A 16,524-nucleotide genomic window follows, 5' to 3' on the forward strand; every position below is an offset into this window, starting at 1 on the left:
CCCCGCTAAATGACGGGGTTCCAGAGCGATGGCGAGTGCATCACCTAAAATAGAACCGGGTGTGTTCATTCACAGGACACACAGCTAACGCACAGACACGCTCGTTAAACTGAGCCTTTCGGATAAAGACCGTTTGCGCGGTCTGTTGCTCGGAATGGTCGTTGAGAAGGAGGCGGCATGAAGTTTTTCGACAAGCTGGGCAAGCTGGAGCAAGGCATCGGCCGCACTGTCGGCCTTTCCAAGGGCTTCGGCACCTTTGCGAAGGCGGATGTCGCTAACCGCGTCCGCATCATGATGGATGACGAGTCCTACGTGGACGGCAGTGGTCGCACTATGGCTCCTAATGTCTATACTCTCCGTTTTGCGCCGGTCGATTTCCCGCGCGTGCGCGAGTGGGGTAACCCGTTCGCTGTTGAGCTGTGCGATTTGGCGATTTCGCACGCCCGCGCGCAGGGTTACACCCTCATTGGCGCGGTTCGCGTGACGTTCAACGTTCTTGATTCTCTCTCTGAGGGCGAGTTTGAGGTTGTTGCGACTTTCGAGCCGTTCTCTGTGCCGGAGGCTCCGGCGTCCCCGTCTCTGCGCGGTGCTACTAACTACGCGCCGGTGCGTCCGCCGCGTGAGTCTTCTTTGCCGACCCGCATTACGAAGCCGGCTGCCCAGCCGGCTCAGCCTGCACCCAGCCCTGCACCTCAGCAGGCTCCTGCGGCTCGCCTGAACATGCCTGTAGCGCCCCCTGCGGCGGCTCCCCGTTTCTTCTTGGAGATTGAGGGGCGCATGCACCCGGTGAACCACCTGCCGTTTGTGCTGGGCCGCGGTTCTGATGCTGATCTTCGTCTGGACGATAAGGGCGTTTCTCGCCGTCACCTGCAGCTTTCGATGCAGGGTGGTGCGGTGGTCGCCACCGATATGGGTTCTACCAACGGCACGTTGATTAATGGTGCGCCTCTGCGTGCGCCGGTGGTGCTGGCGAACGGTTCGCTGCTTCGCATGGGTAATACCCGCATCATCTTCCATAGTTCGACCGGAGGTGTCCGTTAATGGCGTCTGAATTGACCGTTACTATCCTTCGTTACGCTTTTCTGGCTCTGATTTGGTTCTTTGTTTTCCTGGTGGTTTCGGCGGCTCGCCGTGACCTTGGTTTGGGTAAGAACTATCGTGCGGCACCGGTTGATGCGGTTCCGGAGGCTACCCATATTGCGCCTCCGCCGACTCGTCCTTCGCAGCTTGTGATTACTGCGGGGGCGCAGGCTGGCGCGATGATGCAGCTGGGGGACCACCCGATTACTATTGGCCGCGCTAATGACATTGAGGTGTCCCTGCAGGATGATTACGCCTCGGGTCGCCATGCGCGCCTGTTCCCTCAGGGTTCCCGTTGGTTCCTGGAGGATTTGAATTCTACTAATGGTACGTTCGTCAATGGCGAGCGTCTGACTCGTGCGACCCCGATTGAGCCCGGTGATGATTTCCGCGTTGGCGGTACCACCATGCAGTTGAGGGGCTAGTGTATGAAGATTGCTTTTCGTTTTGAGGCCCGCTCTGATACGGGTCTGAAACGCTCGAAGAATGATGACTCCGGCTACGGTGGTCGTTTCCTTGCTGTCGTTGCTGACGGCATGGGCGGCCACGTAGGCGGCGATGTTGCGTCGGCTACGACGGTTCTGAATCTGACTCCGCTTGATCACCCTGATTTTGAGGATGGTACTGGCGGCGTTTATCTGGCTGATGAGATTCAGAGTGCGAACCTGATTATTAATGAGCTGGCGGCGAATGACCCGCAGCTGGCGGGTATGGGTACGACCTGTACTGCCCTGCTGATTGATGGCGATTGTATTGAGCTGGCTCATATTGGTGACTCGCGTGCGTATCGTCTGCGCCCGGGTGCTGATGGTGAGTTTGAGCAGATTTCTACTGACCATACGTTTGTGCAGCGTCTGCTCAATGAGGGTCGTATTACCCCGCAGGAGGCGGAGAACCACCCGCATAAGAACGTGATTATGCGCGTTCTGGGTGACGTTGACGCGTCCCCTGAGCTGGAGTTGAAGACTCTGGACGCTGTTCCCGGCGAGCGCTGGGTGCTCTCTTCTGACGGTTTGGATGCTGTGGTGTCCCTATCGGAGATTGAGCAGGTGATGCGTTCTACTGATGACCTGTCTGAGATTGCTGACACTCTGATTGCGATGACTTTGGAGCGTGGCGCTCCGGATAACGTGACGGTTGTGTCCCTGCAGGTGATTGACCGTGAGGTTCTGCCGGTGGATGAGCCGGTGGGTCCTTCGAGCCTGCCTGAGTCTGCTCTGCCTGATTCGATTGTGGCGGAGCAGGAGGTCAGCACGAATACTCAGAAGCTTCCCGAGGTTGCTGCCACGGCTGAGGCTGCTGAGGCTATTTTGGGTGCGCACCATGATGAGGACTCTGAGGAGCCTCATCGTCGGTCGTTGCGCCGTTTCCGTCGTGCTCGTGACTTCTCTGGAACCCTGTTGCACAGTGGTTCTGGGGCGGTGCGTCACCATATCGGTACGTACGATAACGCCGTGGATGCGGCTCTTACGAATGCTGCGATCTTGCGTAGCGAATTGGGTTCCCGCCCGCATCAGCTGGTTGGTGCCGCTTCGGTGGCTACTGAGACCGGCATGATTCCGGCGGTGACTTCGCGTACCCTGGAGCATCGTGCGACGGTGGCTCAGCGTGTGCCTTTGAAGGTTGAGTCTGATGAGGCGACCTTGCCGGCTGAGCTGGAGGAGCTGATCGCTGAGGATACTGTTGAGCGTTCGCGTCCGCGGTCGTGGTCGATTCGCCTGTTCATTACTCTGCTGGTTGCGGCTATTGTGACGCTGGCTGCGTGGACTGGTCTGCGCTATGTGGAGCGTAGCTACTATGTGGGTGAGAGTGACGGCACGGTTGCGGTGTACAACGGTATTCCGCATGCGTTGGGTCCGATTCGTCTTTCTTACGTGGTGGAGAATACCGATATTCCTACGAGTGAGCTGAGCGATCATACTCGTTCTTTGTTGCGTAATGCGATTACGGCGAAGGACCTGGATGATGCGCACCAGATTGTGACTCGTTTGAAGACTCAGGCAGATCAGTCTCGTGAGAAGGCGGAGCAGGCCGCTGCGTCTGCTTCCGCTTCTGCCTCGGCATCTGCTTCCCCAAGTGCTGAGGCGCCCGCTACGGCTCCAAGCTCTGAGGCTCCGAGTTCTGACTCGGCGTCCCCGGCTCCTGAGCTGGCTACGGTTTCCTCCGCGCCTGTGGCAGAGGGCGGTGAGAACAATGGCTAAGTTCTCGTTCCGTCGTGAGTCGGATGCGCCTCGTGCACGCCGTTTCACGGAGCTTTTCCTGCTGGTTTTGGCGGTAGGTATCAGCTCGTTCGGCATGTACCTGATTGATCCGGAGCATGCTTTTGATACGTCGAAGAGCCAGTGGCTGCCGTGCACGGTGGTGCTGGGTGCTGGTGCTCTTCTGATTCACCTGGTCATGCAGTTCCGCGCCCGTTATGCTGATCCGTTTATTCTGCCGCTGGTGGTGGCTCTGAACGGTATTGGTTTGACCATGATTTATCGTCTGGACCCGCAGATTGCGGCTCCGGTGGGTGATGGTCAGCTGATGTGGACCGGCGTGTCTATGGTGCTGTGCGCGATTATCGTGTTCGTGCTCAGGGATTATCGTCTGCTGCGTAAGGTCACGTACACCTCTCTGGTGCTGTCGATGATTCTGCTCATCATGCCGCTGGTTCCGGGTCTGGGTATGGAACTCAATGGTGCTCGTATTTGGATTCATATCGGTAACCGCACGTTCCAGCCGGGTGAGGTCGCGAAGATTACTTTGGCGATTTTCTTCGCCGGCTATTTGGCGACGCACCGTGACCTGATTCTGGTGGCTGGCCGCCGCATCGGCCCTATCAATCTGCCGCGTCTGCGTGATTTGGCGCCGGTGTTCTTGGCGTGGATTGTGAGCCTGGGTGTTCTGGTGTTCCAGAAGGACCTTGGTTCGGCAATTATGTTCTTTGGCCTGTTCATGGCGATGCTGTACCTGTCGACCGGCCGTATTTCGTGGCTGGTGGTTGCGGGTATCGGCATGGCTGTGGGTGGCTATTTCGCGTACCACTATGTCTCGCACGTGCACGCCCGTATTTATGCGTGGGTGCATGCTTTTGATCCGGAGATTTACCAGGCGTCTCCTGGCGGTTCGGGTCAGATTCTGCAGGGCGTTTTCGGTCTGGCTTACGGCGGTCTTTTTGGCCGCGGTTGGGGCCAGGGCCGCGCGAACCTCGTCCCGTACGCTAATTCGGACATGATTATTTCCTCGTTGGGTGAGGAGCTTGGCCTGGTGGGTCTGGGCGCGATCCTGATGATGTTCATGCTTCTGGTTTCGCGCGGTTACCGTGCGGCGTTGGGTACTCGTGACGGTTTCGGCAAGCTGTTGGCTGCCGGCCTGTCTACGGTCATGGTTTTGCAGCTGTTCGTGGTGATTGGCGGCGTGACTCGTTTGATTCCGCTGACTGGTCTGACGACTCCTTTCATGTCTGCCGGTGGCTCCTCGTTGGTGGCTAACTGGATTATTGTGGCGCTGTGGTTGTCTATTTCTCATAGTGCCCGCGCACCTCACCTGGTGGCTGGTTATGATGCGCCGCAGGGTATTGACCATGCGGACACTAGCTACGAGCCGGAGGGTGCTACTAGCGTTCTGGCGCGTATTACGGCTAAGGATTCTGGAGGTGAGAAGAATGGATAGGGCTATTCGCCGCATGTGGATGTCTGCCGCGTGCGTGTTTGTCCTGCTGATGGGTACCCTCAGCTATATTCAGTTCTTCGATTCGAAGACGCTGATGAATAATCAGTGGAATTCTCGAGCGCTCTACGACAATTACGGTTCGGCACGTGGTTCGATTGTGGTTGACGGTACGGAGATTGCTTCGTCGGTGAAGTCCGATGATGAGTACAACTACCAGCGTGTGTATAACCACCCGCTCAAGTATGCGGCTCTGACGGGTTATTTCTCCACGATTTATGGCGCGACCGGTCTGGAGGCTGCACTCGATAAGGAGCTTGCGGGCACGAGCGATAGCCAGTTCTACGACCGTGTGGCGCAGCTGTTCAGTGGTTCTTCCGCGCAGGGCGCTAGCGTGGAGCTGACGATTAATTCGAAGCTTCAGGATATTGCCTACAACGCGTTGCAGGGCCGTAAGGGTGCTGTGGTGGCGTTGAACCCGAAGACCGGTGAGATTCTGGCGATGGCTTCTTCGCCGTCCTATGATCCGAATCTTCTGTCGTCTCATACGAGCTCTTCGGTGTTGGCGAATTACCAGGCGCTGACTTCTGACGAGGACAGTCCCCTGTTTAACCGTGCGATTGCGGGTAACACCTATTCGCCGGGTTCGACCTTCAAGATTATTGATGCGGTGGCGGCGCTGGAGTCCGGCAAGTACAACGCATCTTCGGTCATTGCGAACCCCGCGCAGTTGCCGCTGCCGGGCACGAACATCAGCCTGCCGAACTATACGGGCGGTCAGTGTTCGACCCGCACTCAGGCGACGATTGAGTGGGCTTTGGCTCAGTCCTGTAATACGCCGTTTGCGCAGATTGCGATGGATTTGGGTCAGGAGCGTATCGCGAAGACCGCTGAGAATTTTGGTTACGGCCAGGATTTGAAGATTCCTTTGACGGTTTCTAAGTCGTCTTTCCCGTCGAATCTGACGCAGAGCCAGTTGGCTCAGTCGGCGATTGGTCAGTACGACGTGAAGACCACTCCGCTGCAGGTGGCGATGACTTCTGCGGCGATTGCGAATGGCGGCGTGCAGATGAAGCCGAACCTGATTCGTTCGGTGAAGACCAGCAACCTGAGCACTTTGCAGGAGTTCTCTCCTGAGAAGCTGCGTACGTCCACTAGCCCTGAAATTGCCAACCAGGTGAAGCAGTGGATGGTGAATGCGGTTGATAATGGTATTGCACGTAATGCTGGTGTCTCCGGTGTGAAGGTGGCGGGTAAGACCGGTACCGCGGAGACCACGGCAGGTTTGAATAATTCTTGGTTTACCGGTTTCGCGCCGGCTGATGATCCTCAGATTGCGATTGCTGTGGTTTATGAGGATATTGATGTGGCGACCGGTGCCCAGTTGGCAACCAGTACTAGTAAGCAACTCTTTGAGGCGGTGTTGAACAAGTGAGGCCTGCGGCTGATATCACTTTGGGCGGGCGCTACACCCTAACCGAACGTATCGCAATTGGCGGTATGGGCGAGGTGTGGAAAGCTCGCGACAAGGTGCTTGGGCGCATCGTTGCGGTCAAGATCCTCAAGGAGGAGTACACCGGTGACCCGGGCTTCTTGGAGCGTTTCCGCGCTGAGGCCCGTAATACGGCGCTGTTGAACCACCCCGGCGTAGCGAATGTTTTCGACTACGGTGAGGAGGACAACTCCGCGTACCTGGTCATGGAACTGGTGCCGGGTAATCCGCTTTCGAGCATCATCGAGCATGAGACTACCCTGCCGCCGGACCGTATTCTGAATTTCATTGCTCAGACGGCTCGTGCGTTGGCTGCGGCTCATTCGCAGGGTCTGGTGCATCGTGACGTGAAGCCGGGTAACCTCATCATCACTCCGGATGACCGTGTGAAGGTGACCGATTTCGGTATTGCTCGTCTGGCTAACCAGGTGCCGTTGACGGCTACCGGCCAGGTGATGGGTACCGCCCAGTACCTGGCGCCGGAGCAGGCGACCGGTCAGGCGGCTACCGCCTCGTCGGATATGTACTCGTTGGGCATTATTGGTTATGAGTGCCTGGTGGGTCGTCGTCCGTTTACGGGTGAGTCGCAGATTGCGATTGCGTTGGCTCAGGTGAATGATCCGCCGCCGCCGCTTCCGGAGACTATTCCGGCTCCTGCTCGTGCGCTGATTATGTGCCTGCTGGCTAAGGACCCGGCTCAGCGTCCTAAGGATGCGACCGCTCTGGCGTCTGCGGTGGATGCGATTCGTCGCCGCGATCTGAAGGCAGCGGTGAAGGCTGTTCCTCCGCTGGCGCAGTTCTTGGCTGAGGAGAATGCTGACGACGCTACTGTCGCGATGACCGCTATGGATGTTGCGGCTGAGCCGATTAGTGCTTCTGCTACTCCGCGTTTCGGTTCTGGTGGTCGTTTCTCGCCGGAGCCGACGACGGCGCCGATTCCTCGCACGAGTGAGCAGACGATGCGTCCTGTATCGGGTCGCGTGAAGGCTACTCCTGCTCCTGCAGCGAAGCGTGGCTCGAACGTGTGGATGTGGGTTGCTCTGCTTCTGGCAATCGTGCTGATTGCCGGCGGTATTTGGACGGTCCTTTCCTCTAATAATGGTGGCGATTCGTCTGATCCGGCTCCGAGCGCTTCTTCGTCTGTTGCTCCGACGAACACGGGTACCGTTTCGACGGTGGAGCCGGCTGAGTCTGCTTCTGCCCGTGCCGCTAAGCAGAAGGTGACCGTCAACGCGATTAACTATGAGGGTCGCGAGCTGCAGGATGCGGTGAACGAGCTGAAGAACCTTGGCTTGTCCCCCAAGACTGAGGGTGTTGAGTCGACTCAGCCGGAGAACACGGTGATTTCGGTTTCTCCGACGGGTACTTTGGAGCAGGGTAATAGCGTGACTGTTCGCTATTCGACCGGTCCGAAGTCGGTGACTTTGCCGTCGAACCTTGAGGGTAAGAATGTTGATGAGGCGTCGAAGGCTGTTGCCGCTCTGGGTGTGAACGTTTCTCTGCATTATGAGAATTCGGACACGGCGGCCCCCGGTACGGTGCTTCGTACTACCCCCTCATCTGGCACCAAGGTCACGGTTGGTAGTAATGTAGACATGTATGTGGCCTCTTCCAGTTCGGGTAGGGGTTCGAGTGCGAGCGCTTCTGCTGCACCGTCTGCGTCGGCTTCTGCTTCCGCTTCCGCGTCGGCGCGTTAGCCCCTACATTTTGATTTAGTTTTAGTCTTAGTAATCCAGGAGAACTTATGGACCTGTCGGTTCCCGACACGGTTGATAACCGTTACAAGGTACTCGAGGTAATCGGTACCGGTGCGATGGCAACCGTTTATGCTGCTGAGGATACTCGCCTCGGCCGCAAGGTTGCGCTTAAGATTCTGCGCCCGGAGCAGGCCCAGGACGATACGTTCCGCGCACGCTTTAAGCGTGAGGCGGAGGCTGTGGCGTCTCTGAACAATCCTGCGATTGTTGCTGTCTATGACACCGGTTCGTATAACCCCTCACAGGATGGCAAGGAGTCTGATTCTTCGGAAGAGGGCACCGCTATTCCTTATATCGTGATGGAGTACGTGGAGGGTCATACTCTGCGTTCCATTCTGTCCCGTGGCGGCCACCTGCCGGTCCGTGATGCTTTGGGTTATTCCGAGCAGCTGCTGGGTGCTTTGCAGTACAGCCATTCGATGGGCATTATTCACCGCGATATTAAGCCGGCGAATATTATGGTGCTGGACCGTACCAGTGAGGATATCGCTAAGGGTCAGCCCGGCCAGATTAAGGTCATGGATTTCGGTATTTCCCGTGCCATTGAGGAAGCTGGCGAGGCGCTGACCAAGGCTAATGTGGTGATGGGTAGCGCACGCTACATGTCCCCTGAGCAGGTGAGCGGCAAGGATGTTGACGCCCGTAGCGATCTGTACTCTGCTGCTTGCGTGATTTACGAGATGATCGCTGGTCGTTCTCCGTTCGATGCTGAGTCGAATGTTGATCTGGCGGCTAAGCACCTCTCTGACATTCCTGAGCCTCCGAGCAAGTTCACCCCGCTTGAGGTTCCTGCTGGTCTGGATGCTGTGATTCTGAAGGGTCTGGCGAAGAACCCGGATGAGCGTTATCAGAGCGCGGCTGAGTTCGCTCAGGCTCTGGTGTCGGTTGTTCGCCCGGGTGAAGAGACCGTGGTTCAGGATGCAGCGATGACTACTGCGTTTGTGCCTTCGGCGACTACCGCTTCTCTGGGTGAGGATTACGCCCCGTACACCACCTCGATTACTGAGGCTTCGGTGGAGGACGGCGGCCTTAACGGTTTCTTCGAGTATGAAGACGATGAGGAGCTGTACGACGATGAGGAGTACGCGGAGTACGATGAGTCTTCGCCGCGTAAGCGTGCGTGGGTTCGCTTCCTCGTGGGCACTTTGATTGCTGCTCTGCTGGTTTTCAGCGTCGGCTCGGTTCTGTACTATCAGAACAAGCTCAATGAGGTTCCGCAGGTTTCGGTTCCGGCTGTGGTGAATGTTTCCCGCGATGATGCCGATAACCAGCTGCGTAACCTGGGCTTCGTGCTGGATTACCGTACGGCTTACTCTGACAACATCAAGAAGGGCGACGTGATTAGCGTTGAGCCTGGTGTTGGTTCGAAGGTTAACAAGGGTTCGACCGTGACTGTGACCGTTTCGAGCGGTCCGGAGAAGGTCAAGCTGCCGGATAACCTGCAGGGTCAGAGTGAGGCGTATGTCCGTAACGCTCTGAAGGACCTGGGTCTGGTAGATGGTCGCGTATCCACCGTGGAGAGCGCTTCCGTTCCTGCGGGTATGGTTGTGGAGCTGTCCCCGGAGAAGGGCTCGACCGATGATAAGGGCGCTCAGACCGTTGAGGCTGGTAGCACCGTGAACATTGTCCTGTCTTCCGGTAAGGTGAAGGTCCCCTCGCTGGTGGGTCTGACTAAGGATCAGGCGATTGCTGCTCTGACCGCTCAGGATGTTCTGCTGAACACCAACATCGAGACTGTTCAGACTAACGAGCGTCCTGCGGGCACTGTGCTTTCGCAGAGCTCTGCGGCGGGTACTCTGGTGGCTCAGAACAGCACTGTGACGATCCGTGTGGCTGCTACTCCGACTCAGACGACCGCTCCGACTACTGCGGCTACTCAGCCTGCGGCAACGACCGGTAACCAGAACCAGCAGCGTTCTACCGCGGCTAACCAGCAGGCTACTCAGCCTGCGGCAACGACCGGTAACCAGAACGCTACTACTAGTAACCAGAACCAGCAGCGTTCTACCGCTACGGCTACTCCGGCACCGGCTGCGTCCGCTACTGCGGGTACCCGTACGATTCAGGGTACTAACGCGAATACCAATGCGAACAACGCAAACGCTAACGCCCGCTAAGGGGTTCTAGCGGCTAGCAAAAAGGGGCGGCGCTCTACACCATTGGGTGTGGGGCGCCGCCCCTTTTCGCGTATCTGGGCTTGCTCGTAGCTAGGGGTCCAGATATAGCTATCGCCTCCAGTTTCCCTGTAGCATGCCTGCTACGGGGCTTCTGGAGGCGATATAAGCCATCGATGGCGACCCAAGCTAAAAGTTACTAAGCCATGAGGGGTGAGAGGCTCTTAGAGCGCTCTGCGGCTCCCTGCAGGCCGGTTTCTTCGAGCCAGTTGCCGAGCATGAGGTATCCGCTTTCGGTCAGGACCGACTCGGGGTGGAACTGCACGCCGTGCATGGGGGCTTCGCGGTGGCGCAGACCCATGATGATGCCGTTGTCGGTGGTGGAGGTGGTTTCCAGGACCTCGGGCATGGTTTCGGGTACGACTGCCAGGGAGTGGTAGCGGGTCGCGGTGAAGGGGCTGGGCACGTCCTTGAACACGGAGACGTTCTCGTGCACGAGGCGGGAGGTCTTGCCGTGCATGAGTTCGGGGGCGTGGGTGACGGTGCCGCCGAATGCTTCTGCAATGGCCTGGTGGCCGAGGCATACGCCCAGTAGCGGCTTCTTCGCTTCGGCAGCCCAGCGGATGGTGTCAATGATGACGCCAGCTTCTGCGGGGGCGCCGGGGCCGGGAGAGACGAGCACGCCGTCGTGTTCTTCGGCGAGCTTGATGACGGCGTCGAGTTCGTATTCGTCGTTACGGATGACGGTGGTTTCAGCGCCGAGCTGCTGGATGTAGCCGACGAGGGTGAAGACGAAGCTGTCGTAGTTGTCGATGACAAGGATGCGGGTCATGGCACGTCCTTAGCGCTAATGGTTGATGGTGACGTTCAGGTTGAAGGGGCCGTACTCTGCGAAGTGGGGGAAGACGAATTCCATGAGCAGGTAGACTACGGCGAGTATCAGCGCGATGGCGATGATGATACGAACCCACAGGGGGCCGGGGAGGTGGCGGAAAATCCATGCGTACATCTTGCTTTTCCTCTCTGATTTAGGATCCTGCTACGGAGGCGGCAATTTCTGCGGGCGCTCCGGCTGCGGCGGGCCGCCAGGATTCGAGGCGGGCGTGGACAATGTATCGTTCAGTGTCGCCGTAGCGCGGGTGGCAGGTGGTGAGCGTCAGGAGGCGCTCGGTGGGTGCTACGCCGGGCTGTCCGGGGACGGGTTCGATGACTTCTACCTGGTCGGGCTGCACGATTTCGTGGCTGTAGACGGTGTAGGTATAGTAGCCGTCTTTGGTGCGCACGTAGATGTGGTCGCCTTCGGTGAGCAGGTCGATGTCGTTGAGGACTTTACCGCGGGTTTGGCGGTGGCCTGCGAGGGAGAAGTTGCCGACCTGTCCGGGCATGGCGCTTCCTTCGTAGTGGCCGAGTCCGAGGGAGTCGAGCACGTCGGAGCTGGTGCCCTGGGTGGCGGGGCGCTGGTAGTCGGATCCGAACTTGGGGATGTAGACGACGCCGAAGACTTCACCGTGGCCGGGTTCGCTCAGACCTGCGGGAGGGGTGTTGGGGTCCCAGTCGGGGAGGGGTTCGGCGGGGTTGGAGTCGAATTCCTGAACGAGGGTGCTGACGGCTTGGGATTGGGTCCGGTCGGCGTCGATGTTGGTCCACCAGAGCTGCCATGCGACGAAGAGCAACAGTAGGAGGCCGACGGTGATAAGGAGTTCGCCTGTAATCTGGATGATCCAGTGCAGCACGGTGCGGGGGCGGCGCTCTGCTGTGGGTGCCGTTCCTTGGCTCATGCGTTCTCCTTTGTCCTTTTGGTTGTGTATGTTCTTGGGAGCCGGGTGGCGTTCCTTATCTTTCAACGCACGGAGAAGGTGAAATCATCCCGTAAGTCTGCAAAGATAGGTGTGAACATATATTTTTAGGTTACCCATACAACAATAAGCGGAGGAAGTATGTCGACCAACTCGGCTAAGGCATCGTCCAAGAAGAAGTCTCAGAAGTCTGCTAAGTCTGAGGTGGAGGATGCGAGCGAGCTGCGTCTGCGTGAGATTGCTCGTGAGATGGAGAGCGGCACGCAGCTGAAGGAGCAGACTCCGTTGTGGTACCGCGTGATTATGTTCTCACTGTTGGCGGTGGGCATTCTGTGGATTATTGTTTTCTACATTACGCAGGGCCTGTTCCCGATTCCTGATTTGGGTATGTGGAATGTGAGTGTTGGTGTTGGCGCCATGATGGTGAGCATGCTGATGATGACTCGTTGGCGCTAGAGTTTAGGCGTTATGACTTAGGCGTTAGAGCTTATACAGAGGCGGCCGTCCCGTGTGGGGCGGCCGCCTCTGTATGTGTGGTGGGGTATTGAGAGGTTTTATTACCCAGTTCTTATATTCTTATATAAGCATATAGTCTAGTCAGGTATATATTTTTAACATTTTGGGTTAAGTTCAGAATCTTGGCTCAATGAACCCTTTAGTAGATCAAGTCGCCTCGCGCCGCTTCGTGGACGCGGCGGGTTACGGTCTCCATAACGGGCGAGTTAATGTTCCAGCGCTGCCAATAGAGGGAAAACTCTACGGGGGTTGCAGCGAGCTTCACAAGGTGCCCGCTTTCGAGCTCTTCGGCGCATTGCGCCTCAGGAATGAGGCCCCAGGCAATACCGGAGCTGACGGCTCGCGCATAGTCCGGAGATGAGGGAATGTAGATGGTGGGGCTTTGGGTGAAGGTTTCTTCAGCCTCTAGACCTACCTCTTTTTCGATGAGGGCTCGCGCCACATCCTGCACAAAGTCTTTACGGTCATATTCGACGACGGGGGCACGATTGAGCTCTTCGCGACTCATGGTCTTGGGCCAGCCGGGCAGGTACCGCTGCACGAAGTCGGGGGTGGCAACGCACCAGTAGCGTGCCACGCCGAGGGTTTCGACGGAGCAGCCGGGGATTTTTTCGGGTTTGGAGGTGATGACTGCCATGACTTCTCCGGATCGGAGCATGGCGGAGGAGTGGAATTCGCCTTCTCGTCGCAGGTCGCAGAAGATACTGTCTTCACGACTGAGGGTTCCTACTGCGTCGAGGAACCAGGTGGCGAGTGAGTCGGCGTTGACGGCAACGGAGACGCTCTGGAAGCCGCCGGCACCCATGAGTTCGCGTTCCATTTCTTGCTGCAGGAATTCGCTCTGTCGGGCGATGCGCAGTACGCTTTGTCCGGCGTCGGTGGGGGTGACGGGGTTGCTTCGGCGTACCAGGACCTTTCCGGCGATCTGTTCCATGGCTTTGATGCGCTGGGAGATGGCGGAGGGGCTCACTCGCAGGATATCTGCCGCCGCGTCGAAGGTGCCGTATTCGATGACGGTGGCGAAGGTAGTGAGCTGGTCGGTGCTGAAACGTGTCATAAGAATATCTTACGCAGTGTGAAAATATTTAGATAGCTTTAGGGTCCTTTTTCCCGTATTCTCATCTCTGGCACTTCACACTTTAGCTAACGCAGGCTTTATCCCTGCGTCGCAGGCCTTTGCCTGGCAAGCTGGTAGTAAGAGAGCCGCTACCCGCCACTACATACGCGGGCTCATGCCCCGTTTGATTAACATAGAAAGTTTCACGATGTCCGCATCCCTGTCCCTGCTGTTTTTGGGTGCTACCACCACGATTTCTTTGGTGGCGGCTATTGGCGCCCAGGGAACTTTTGTGCTGCGTCAGGGTATTTTGGGTCGGCACATTACCCCGATTATTATTTTCTGCATTCTGTCGGATGCTCTAATGATTGGCTTGGGCGTTGTGGGTCTGGGTGCCCTGTTGGATGCGGCGCCGTGGTTTATTGAGGTGTTCCGTTATGTGGGTGCGGCGTTTTTGGCGTGGTTTGGTTTTGAGGCTGGCCGCCGCGTGTTTACTCCGCACTCCATCGTGGTTGATGATGCGGAGGGCAATTCTCAGTCGTTAAAGGCGGCTCTGCTGACCACGGCGGCGGTGACGTATTTGAATCCGCTGGCGTGGTTGGATACGACTATTCTTTTGGGTTCACTGGCGAATGCCCAGGGCGATCCTGGCCGTTGGTGGTACTACCTGGGCTGCTGCTGCGGTAGCCTGATCTGGTTTTTGATGCTGGGCTATGGTTCGCGTCTGTTGCGTCCGCTCTTTGCGCGCCCTTCAGCGTGGCGCATTTTGGATGGTGCGACGGCTCTTCTGATGGCGTACCTGGTGTTCAACTTGCTGACGATGAACCTGTCGACCCATTAGCTTTTATCTCCCTGACTTGGCTCTTTATGCTTTGTCAGTCTCTTTTTCAGTGCTCTTCTCCTATTCGAGGGGTATGAGCACTTCGTTTTTGGACATGGTGAGTAGGCCCAGGTAGATATCGCGAATGATCAGGATGTGCTTGATCCGCTCAATCATGGGCTTGAGGAAGCTTCGGGCGTATTTTTCGTCGCTACTTGTGGTTGCAACGAAGCTGAGCCCAGAGAACACGGCAACGATCATGGACACCTTGATGACGACGGCGTTGATATTGGTGTCTACGCCGAGGATTTTGAGGTGTTCGGGTTTGATGCTCATCCAGGATTCGATGGTGGTGTCGCTGATTGCGATGGACGAGAAGCCCATGAAGAATCCGAAGACGAGCAGCATGAAGAGGGTCGCCTGAATAATCTACCCGATCATGGGGATGATGATGAGGTTGCTCCAGGGCGCGATTTTGAGGGGTCGGTGTTCGAGGATTTTCTTTTCTTCGGCCCAGTCTTGGGCGGTGTTCCAGATTCCGCCTTCGAGGGCTGCGGCATAGTCGTTGTCGCTAAAGCGTGCGATGTCGTCGCCTCTGGAGCGCCCCAGCAGGCGCGCTGTGCGTTCCAGGGAGGTTGTGACGACCACGAACACGGCGAGTAGCCCCATAAGGCCCAAAACCGCCCAGGTGCGCGGGAAGCTGAGTCCGTTGGCGAGCTTCCAGAGGTCTGCGTTCACGAAGATAAAGAGCACGGATACCATGAGTACGGGCAGTACTTTCGCGATCATGGGCGGCAGGGAGGCGAGCTGGTGGATGGCGTGCTTGAGGGACCAGCCGAGTACGGTATCTACACCCAGGAAGATGGCAAGGTAGATTCCGATAACGATGAGCGGGAATACTTGGCCGCCGTCGTAGACGAAGTCGAGGCCGTCGAGGGTGTTGGATGCAAAGACACCGGCGGTAAAGAGCATGCCTGCAAAAAGTACGGTAAGAATACCCGTGGTGATTTGAACCCACTGCGGGGTGCGAACCATCAGCTTGTGGGCAAGAGTAATGAACACACCGGAGATAACCGGCATAATGAGGAAAATCCCGCCGAGTACGAGCACTGGGAGTACTTCGTTACTGAGGGCGCTATCGCTTGTGAGAGCTTTGATGTAGTTCGGTAGGGAACCTTTCACGTCCTCCACTACGAAGATGAGAAGGTCGCGCAGGAAGATATAGCAGATGTGCATGATGCCAGCCCACAGGATCCATGGCACGGAGCGTGGGAACGCATCGAGAGCACGTTGACGTGCAGGAATGATGAGGGGAGCGCCCTGTTTGCGGAACCAGATATTGCTCTGCTTTAGCATGTCTGCCCTGGTGTAATGCTGAGGTTGCACCTCTTCTGCAGTGGCTTTAGTACTCAGCCGCGCCCAGATGGGGCGTTCGTCCTTCTGCTGCGGGGTGTTCTGGTCCTGTGTGCTCATGACATACCACTCTACAGGGGTTGAGAACCTCTTTTATCCGAAGGCCCCTATAGTTCTTCTCGCTGGAGTTCAGCTCCGATAAAGCGGCTGTAGGCGCCCATGAGGAGGGCAGCTGCTTCTTCCTGTTCCTCGTAGATGCCCAGCTCCTCGTCCTCACGACCCGTGTAGGTACCGCTACTGATTTCGAGCAGGGATAACGGTCCTTCTGCAGTCTCCGGGGCTAGAGCATCCAGGATGAAGCTCAGGCTTTCTTCTGATTCTTCAGCTACGCCCATGAGCCGCCCCAGGCGTGTACCCGGGTAGGGTGCGATGGTGAGGACGTCTTCGTTCTCGCATTGGATAATGCGTGCGACAGGAATAATATCCCCGTCTGCGGTCTCTTCGAGCAGTAGCTCGGTGGAGAGGTCGATATGGCTTTCCTCGCTCTGTAGGAGCTGCCTGGGCCACCAGAGGTGAATGTATTCGGTCAGTGCCGCCCAGGTTTCGTGAGGCTCCAGTGTGCTCTCTACGTAGAGTGCTACCGTTCGTTCTTCGCCGTTGTGTTGGCGCTGCTGATCGACTGGCTCTGGTGCGTGGGAAAACATGGGGTAGTGCATGGTTCTACTCTATCCCAGTGTGTCTGTGAAGAGCATTCTTCCTTGTAGACAGAGCCATAGACAAGGGTCTGAGGGCACAAAAAAGGGGCAGACCCGCATGGGTCTGCCCCTTTCTAGCTTTAGCTGTTAAAGCAAAAGAGCCCGCGCAAGCGGGCTCTTTTTATTACCTATT

The 16,524-nt window shown here is 57.2% G+C and carries 16 protein-coding genes; 9 read left to right on the plus strand and 7 right to left on the minus strand.

Translation table 11 applies throughout. The annotated features are described in order from the left end of the window. Nucleotides 1-177: 177 nt before the first annotated feature. Genes ROTMU0001_RS03090 through pknB form a run of 7 tightly spaced genes read left to right on the plus strand, consistent with a single transcriptional unit; the run spans nucleotide 178 to nucleotide 10,097 of the window. Entirely contained in the window at nucleotides 178-1,041 is an 864-nt protein-coding gene (locus tag ROTMU0001_RS03090) for an FHA domain-containing protein (protein WP_005508079.1), read from the plus strand. Next, a complete protein-coding gene (locus ROTMU0001_RS03095; protein WP_005507379.1) occupies nucleotides 1,041-1,505 on the plus strand; it encodes an FHA domain-containing protein FhaB/FipA in 465 nt (154 codons plus the stop codon). Before ROTMU0001_RS03090 ends, ROTMU0001_RS03095 begins: the two co-directional genes overlap by 1 nt. A 3-nt stretch (nucleotides 1,506-1,508) precedes the next feature. Beyond that, on the plus strand, nucleotides 1,509-3,281 hold the full coding sequence (locus ROTMU0001_RS03100; RefSeq protein WP_005508080.1) for a PP2C family protein-serine/threonine phosphatase: 1,773 nt from the start codon (nucleotides 1,509-1,511) through the stop codon (nucleotides 3,279-3,281). Continuing rightward, nucleotides 3,274-4,734 carry an FtsW/RodA/SpoVE family cell cycle protein gene (locus tag ROTMU0001_RS03105; RefSeq protein WP_005507381.1) on the plus strand — a complete coding sequence of 487 codons (1,461 nt, stop codon included), beginning with the start codon at nucleotides 3,274-3,276 and terminating at the stop codon, nucleotides 4,732-4,734. The genes ROTMU0001_RS03100 and ROTMU0001_RS03105 overlap by 8 nt, the downstream gene beginning before the upstream one ends. Next, nucleotides 4,727-6,166, plus strand: a complete 1,440-nt coding sequence (locus ROTMU0001_RS03110; protein ID WP_005507382.1) for a peptidoglycan D,D-transpeptidase FtsI family protein — start codon at nucleotides 4,727-4,729, stop codon at nucleotides 6,164-6,166. Before ROTMU0001_RS03105 ends, ROTMU0001_RS03110 begins: the two co-directional genes overlap by 8 nt. After that, the gene (locus ROTMU0001_RS03115; RefSeq protein ID WP_005508082.1) at nucleotides 6,163-7,920 is read left to right on the plus strand and encodes a protein kinase domain-containing protein; all 1,758 of its coding nucleotides are present in this window, start codon (nucleotides 6,163-6,165) and stop codon (nucleotides 7,918-7,920) included. The genes ROTMU0001_RS03110 and ROTMU0001_RS03115 overlap by 4 nt, the downstream gene beginning before the upstream one ends. Nucleotides 7,921-7,967: 47 nt before the next feature. Then, nucleotides 7,968-10,097, plus strand: coding sequence for a Stk1 family PASTA domain-containing Ser/Thr kinase (pknB, locus tag ROTMU0001_RS03120; protein WP_005508084.1), 2,130 nt, complete (start codon nucleotides 7,968-7,970; stop codon nucleotides 10,095-10,097). Nucleotides 10,098-10,293: 196 nt separating this feature from the next. On the opposite strand, the gene ROTMU0001_RS03125 is transcribed toward pknB, so the two are convergent. Genes ROTMU0001_RS03125 through ROTMU0001_RS03135 form a run of 3 tightly spaced genes read right to left on the minus strand, consistent with a single transcriptional unit; the run spans nucleotide 10,294 to nucleotide 11,872 of the window. Further along, nucleotides 10,294-10,926, minus strand: a complete 633-nt coding sequence (locus ROTMU0001_RS03125; RefSeq protein ID WP_005508085.1) for an aminodeoxychorismate/anthranilate synthase component II — start codon at nucleotides 10,924-10,926, stop codon at nucleotides 10,294-10,296. 15 nt (nucleotides 10,927-10,941) lie between these two features. Then, the gene (locus tag ROTMU0001_RS09150) at nucleotides 10,942-11,103 is read right to left on the minus strand and encodes a hypothetical protein (RefSeq protein WP_005508086.1); all 162 of its coding nucleotides are present in this window, start codon (nucleotides 11,101-11,103) and stop codon (nucleotides 10,942-10,944) included. 19 nt (nucleotides 11,104-11,122) lie between these two features. Continuing rightward, nucleotides 11,123-11,872, minus strand: a complete 750-nt coding sequence (locus ROTMU0001_RS03135) for a class E sortase (RefSeq protein ID WP_005508087.1) — start codon at nucleotides 11,870-11,872, stop codon at nucleotides 11,123-11,125. A 159-nt stretch (nucleotides 11,873-12,031) separates the two neighbouring features. On the opposite strand from ROTMU0001_RS03135, the gene ROTMU0001_RS03140 reads away from it, so the two are divergent. Beyond that, on the plus strand, nucleotides 12,032-12,346 hold the full coding sequence (locus ROTMU0001_RS03140) for a cell division protein CrgA (protein WP_005507388.1): 315 nt from the start codon (nucleotides 12,032-12,034) through the stop codon (nucleotides 12,344-12,346). A gap of 199 nt (nucleotides 12,347-12,545) precedes the next feature. Here the strand turns inward: ROTMU0001_RS03140 and ROTMU0001_RS03145 are convergent, their stop codons facing one another. Beyond that, the gene (locus ROTMU0001_RS03145; protein ID WP_005508088.1) at nucleotides 12,546-13,463 is read right to left on the minus strand and encodes a LysR family transcriptional regulator ArgP; all 918 of its coding nucleotides are present in this window, start codon (nucleotides 13,461-13,463) and stop codon (nucleotides 12,546-12,548) included. 208 nt (nucleotides 13,464-13,671) lie between these two features. On the opposite strand from ROTMU0001_RS03145, the gene ROTMU0001_RS03150 reads away from it, so the two are divergent. Then, entirely contained in the window at nucleotides 13,672-14,304 is a 633-nt protein-coding gene (locus tag ROTMU0001_RS03150) for a LysE/ArgO family amino acid transporter (RefSeq protein ID WP_005508089.1), read from the plus strand. Nucleotides 14,305-14,364: 60 nt separating this feature from the next. On the opposite strand, the gene ROTMU0001_RS09185 is transcribed toward ROTMU0001_RS03150, so the two are convergent. The 3 genes from ROTMU0001_RS09185 to ROTMU0001_RS03165 are packed head-to-tail and all read right to left on the minus strand — an operon-like array spanning nucleotide 14,365 to nucleotide 16,340. Continuing rightward, entirely contained in the window at nucleotides 14,365-14,691 is a 327-nt protein-coding gene (locus ROTMU0001_RS09185; protein WP_005508090.1) for a hypothetical protein, read from the minus strand. A 21-nt stretch (nucleotides 14,692-14,712) separates the two neighbouring features. Then, entirely contained in the window at nucleotides 14,713-15,756 is a 1,044-nt protein-coding gene (locus tag ROTMU0001_RS03160) for a hypothetical protein (RefSeq protein WP_005508091.1), read from the minus strand. Between the two features lie 47 nt (nucleotides 15,757-15,803). Next, the gene (locus ROTMU0001_RS03165) at nucleotides 15,804-16,340 is read right to left on the minus strand and encodes a GTPase (RefSeq protein ID WP_245534277.1); all 537 of its coding nucleotides are present in this window, start codon (nucleotides 16,338-16,340) and stop codon (nucleotides 15,804-15,806) included. Nucleotides 16,341-16,524 lie beyond the last annotated feature (184 nt).

Source organism: Rothia mucilaginosa ATCC 25296, from assembly GCF_000175615.1.
GTDB lineage: Bacteria > Actinomycetota > Actinomycetes > Actinomycetales > Micrococcaceae > Rothia > Rothia mucilaginosa.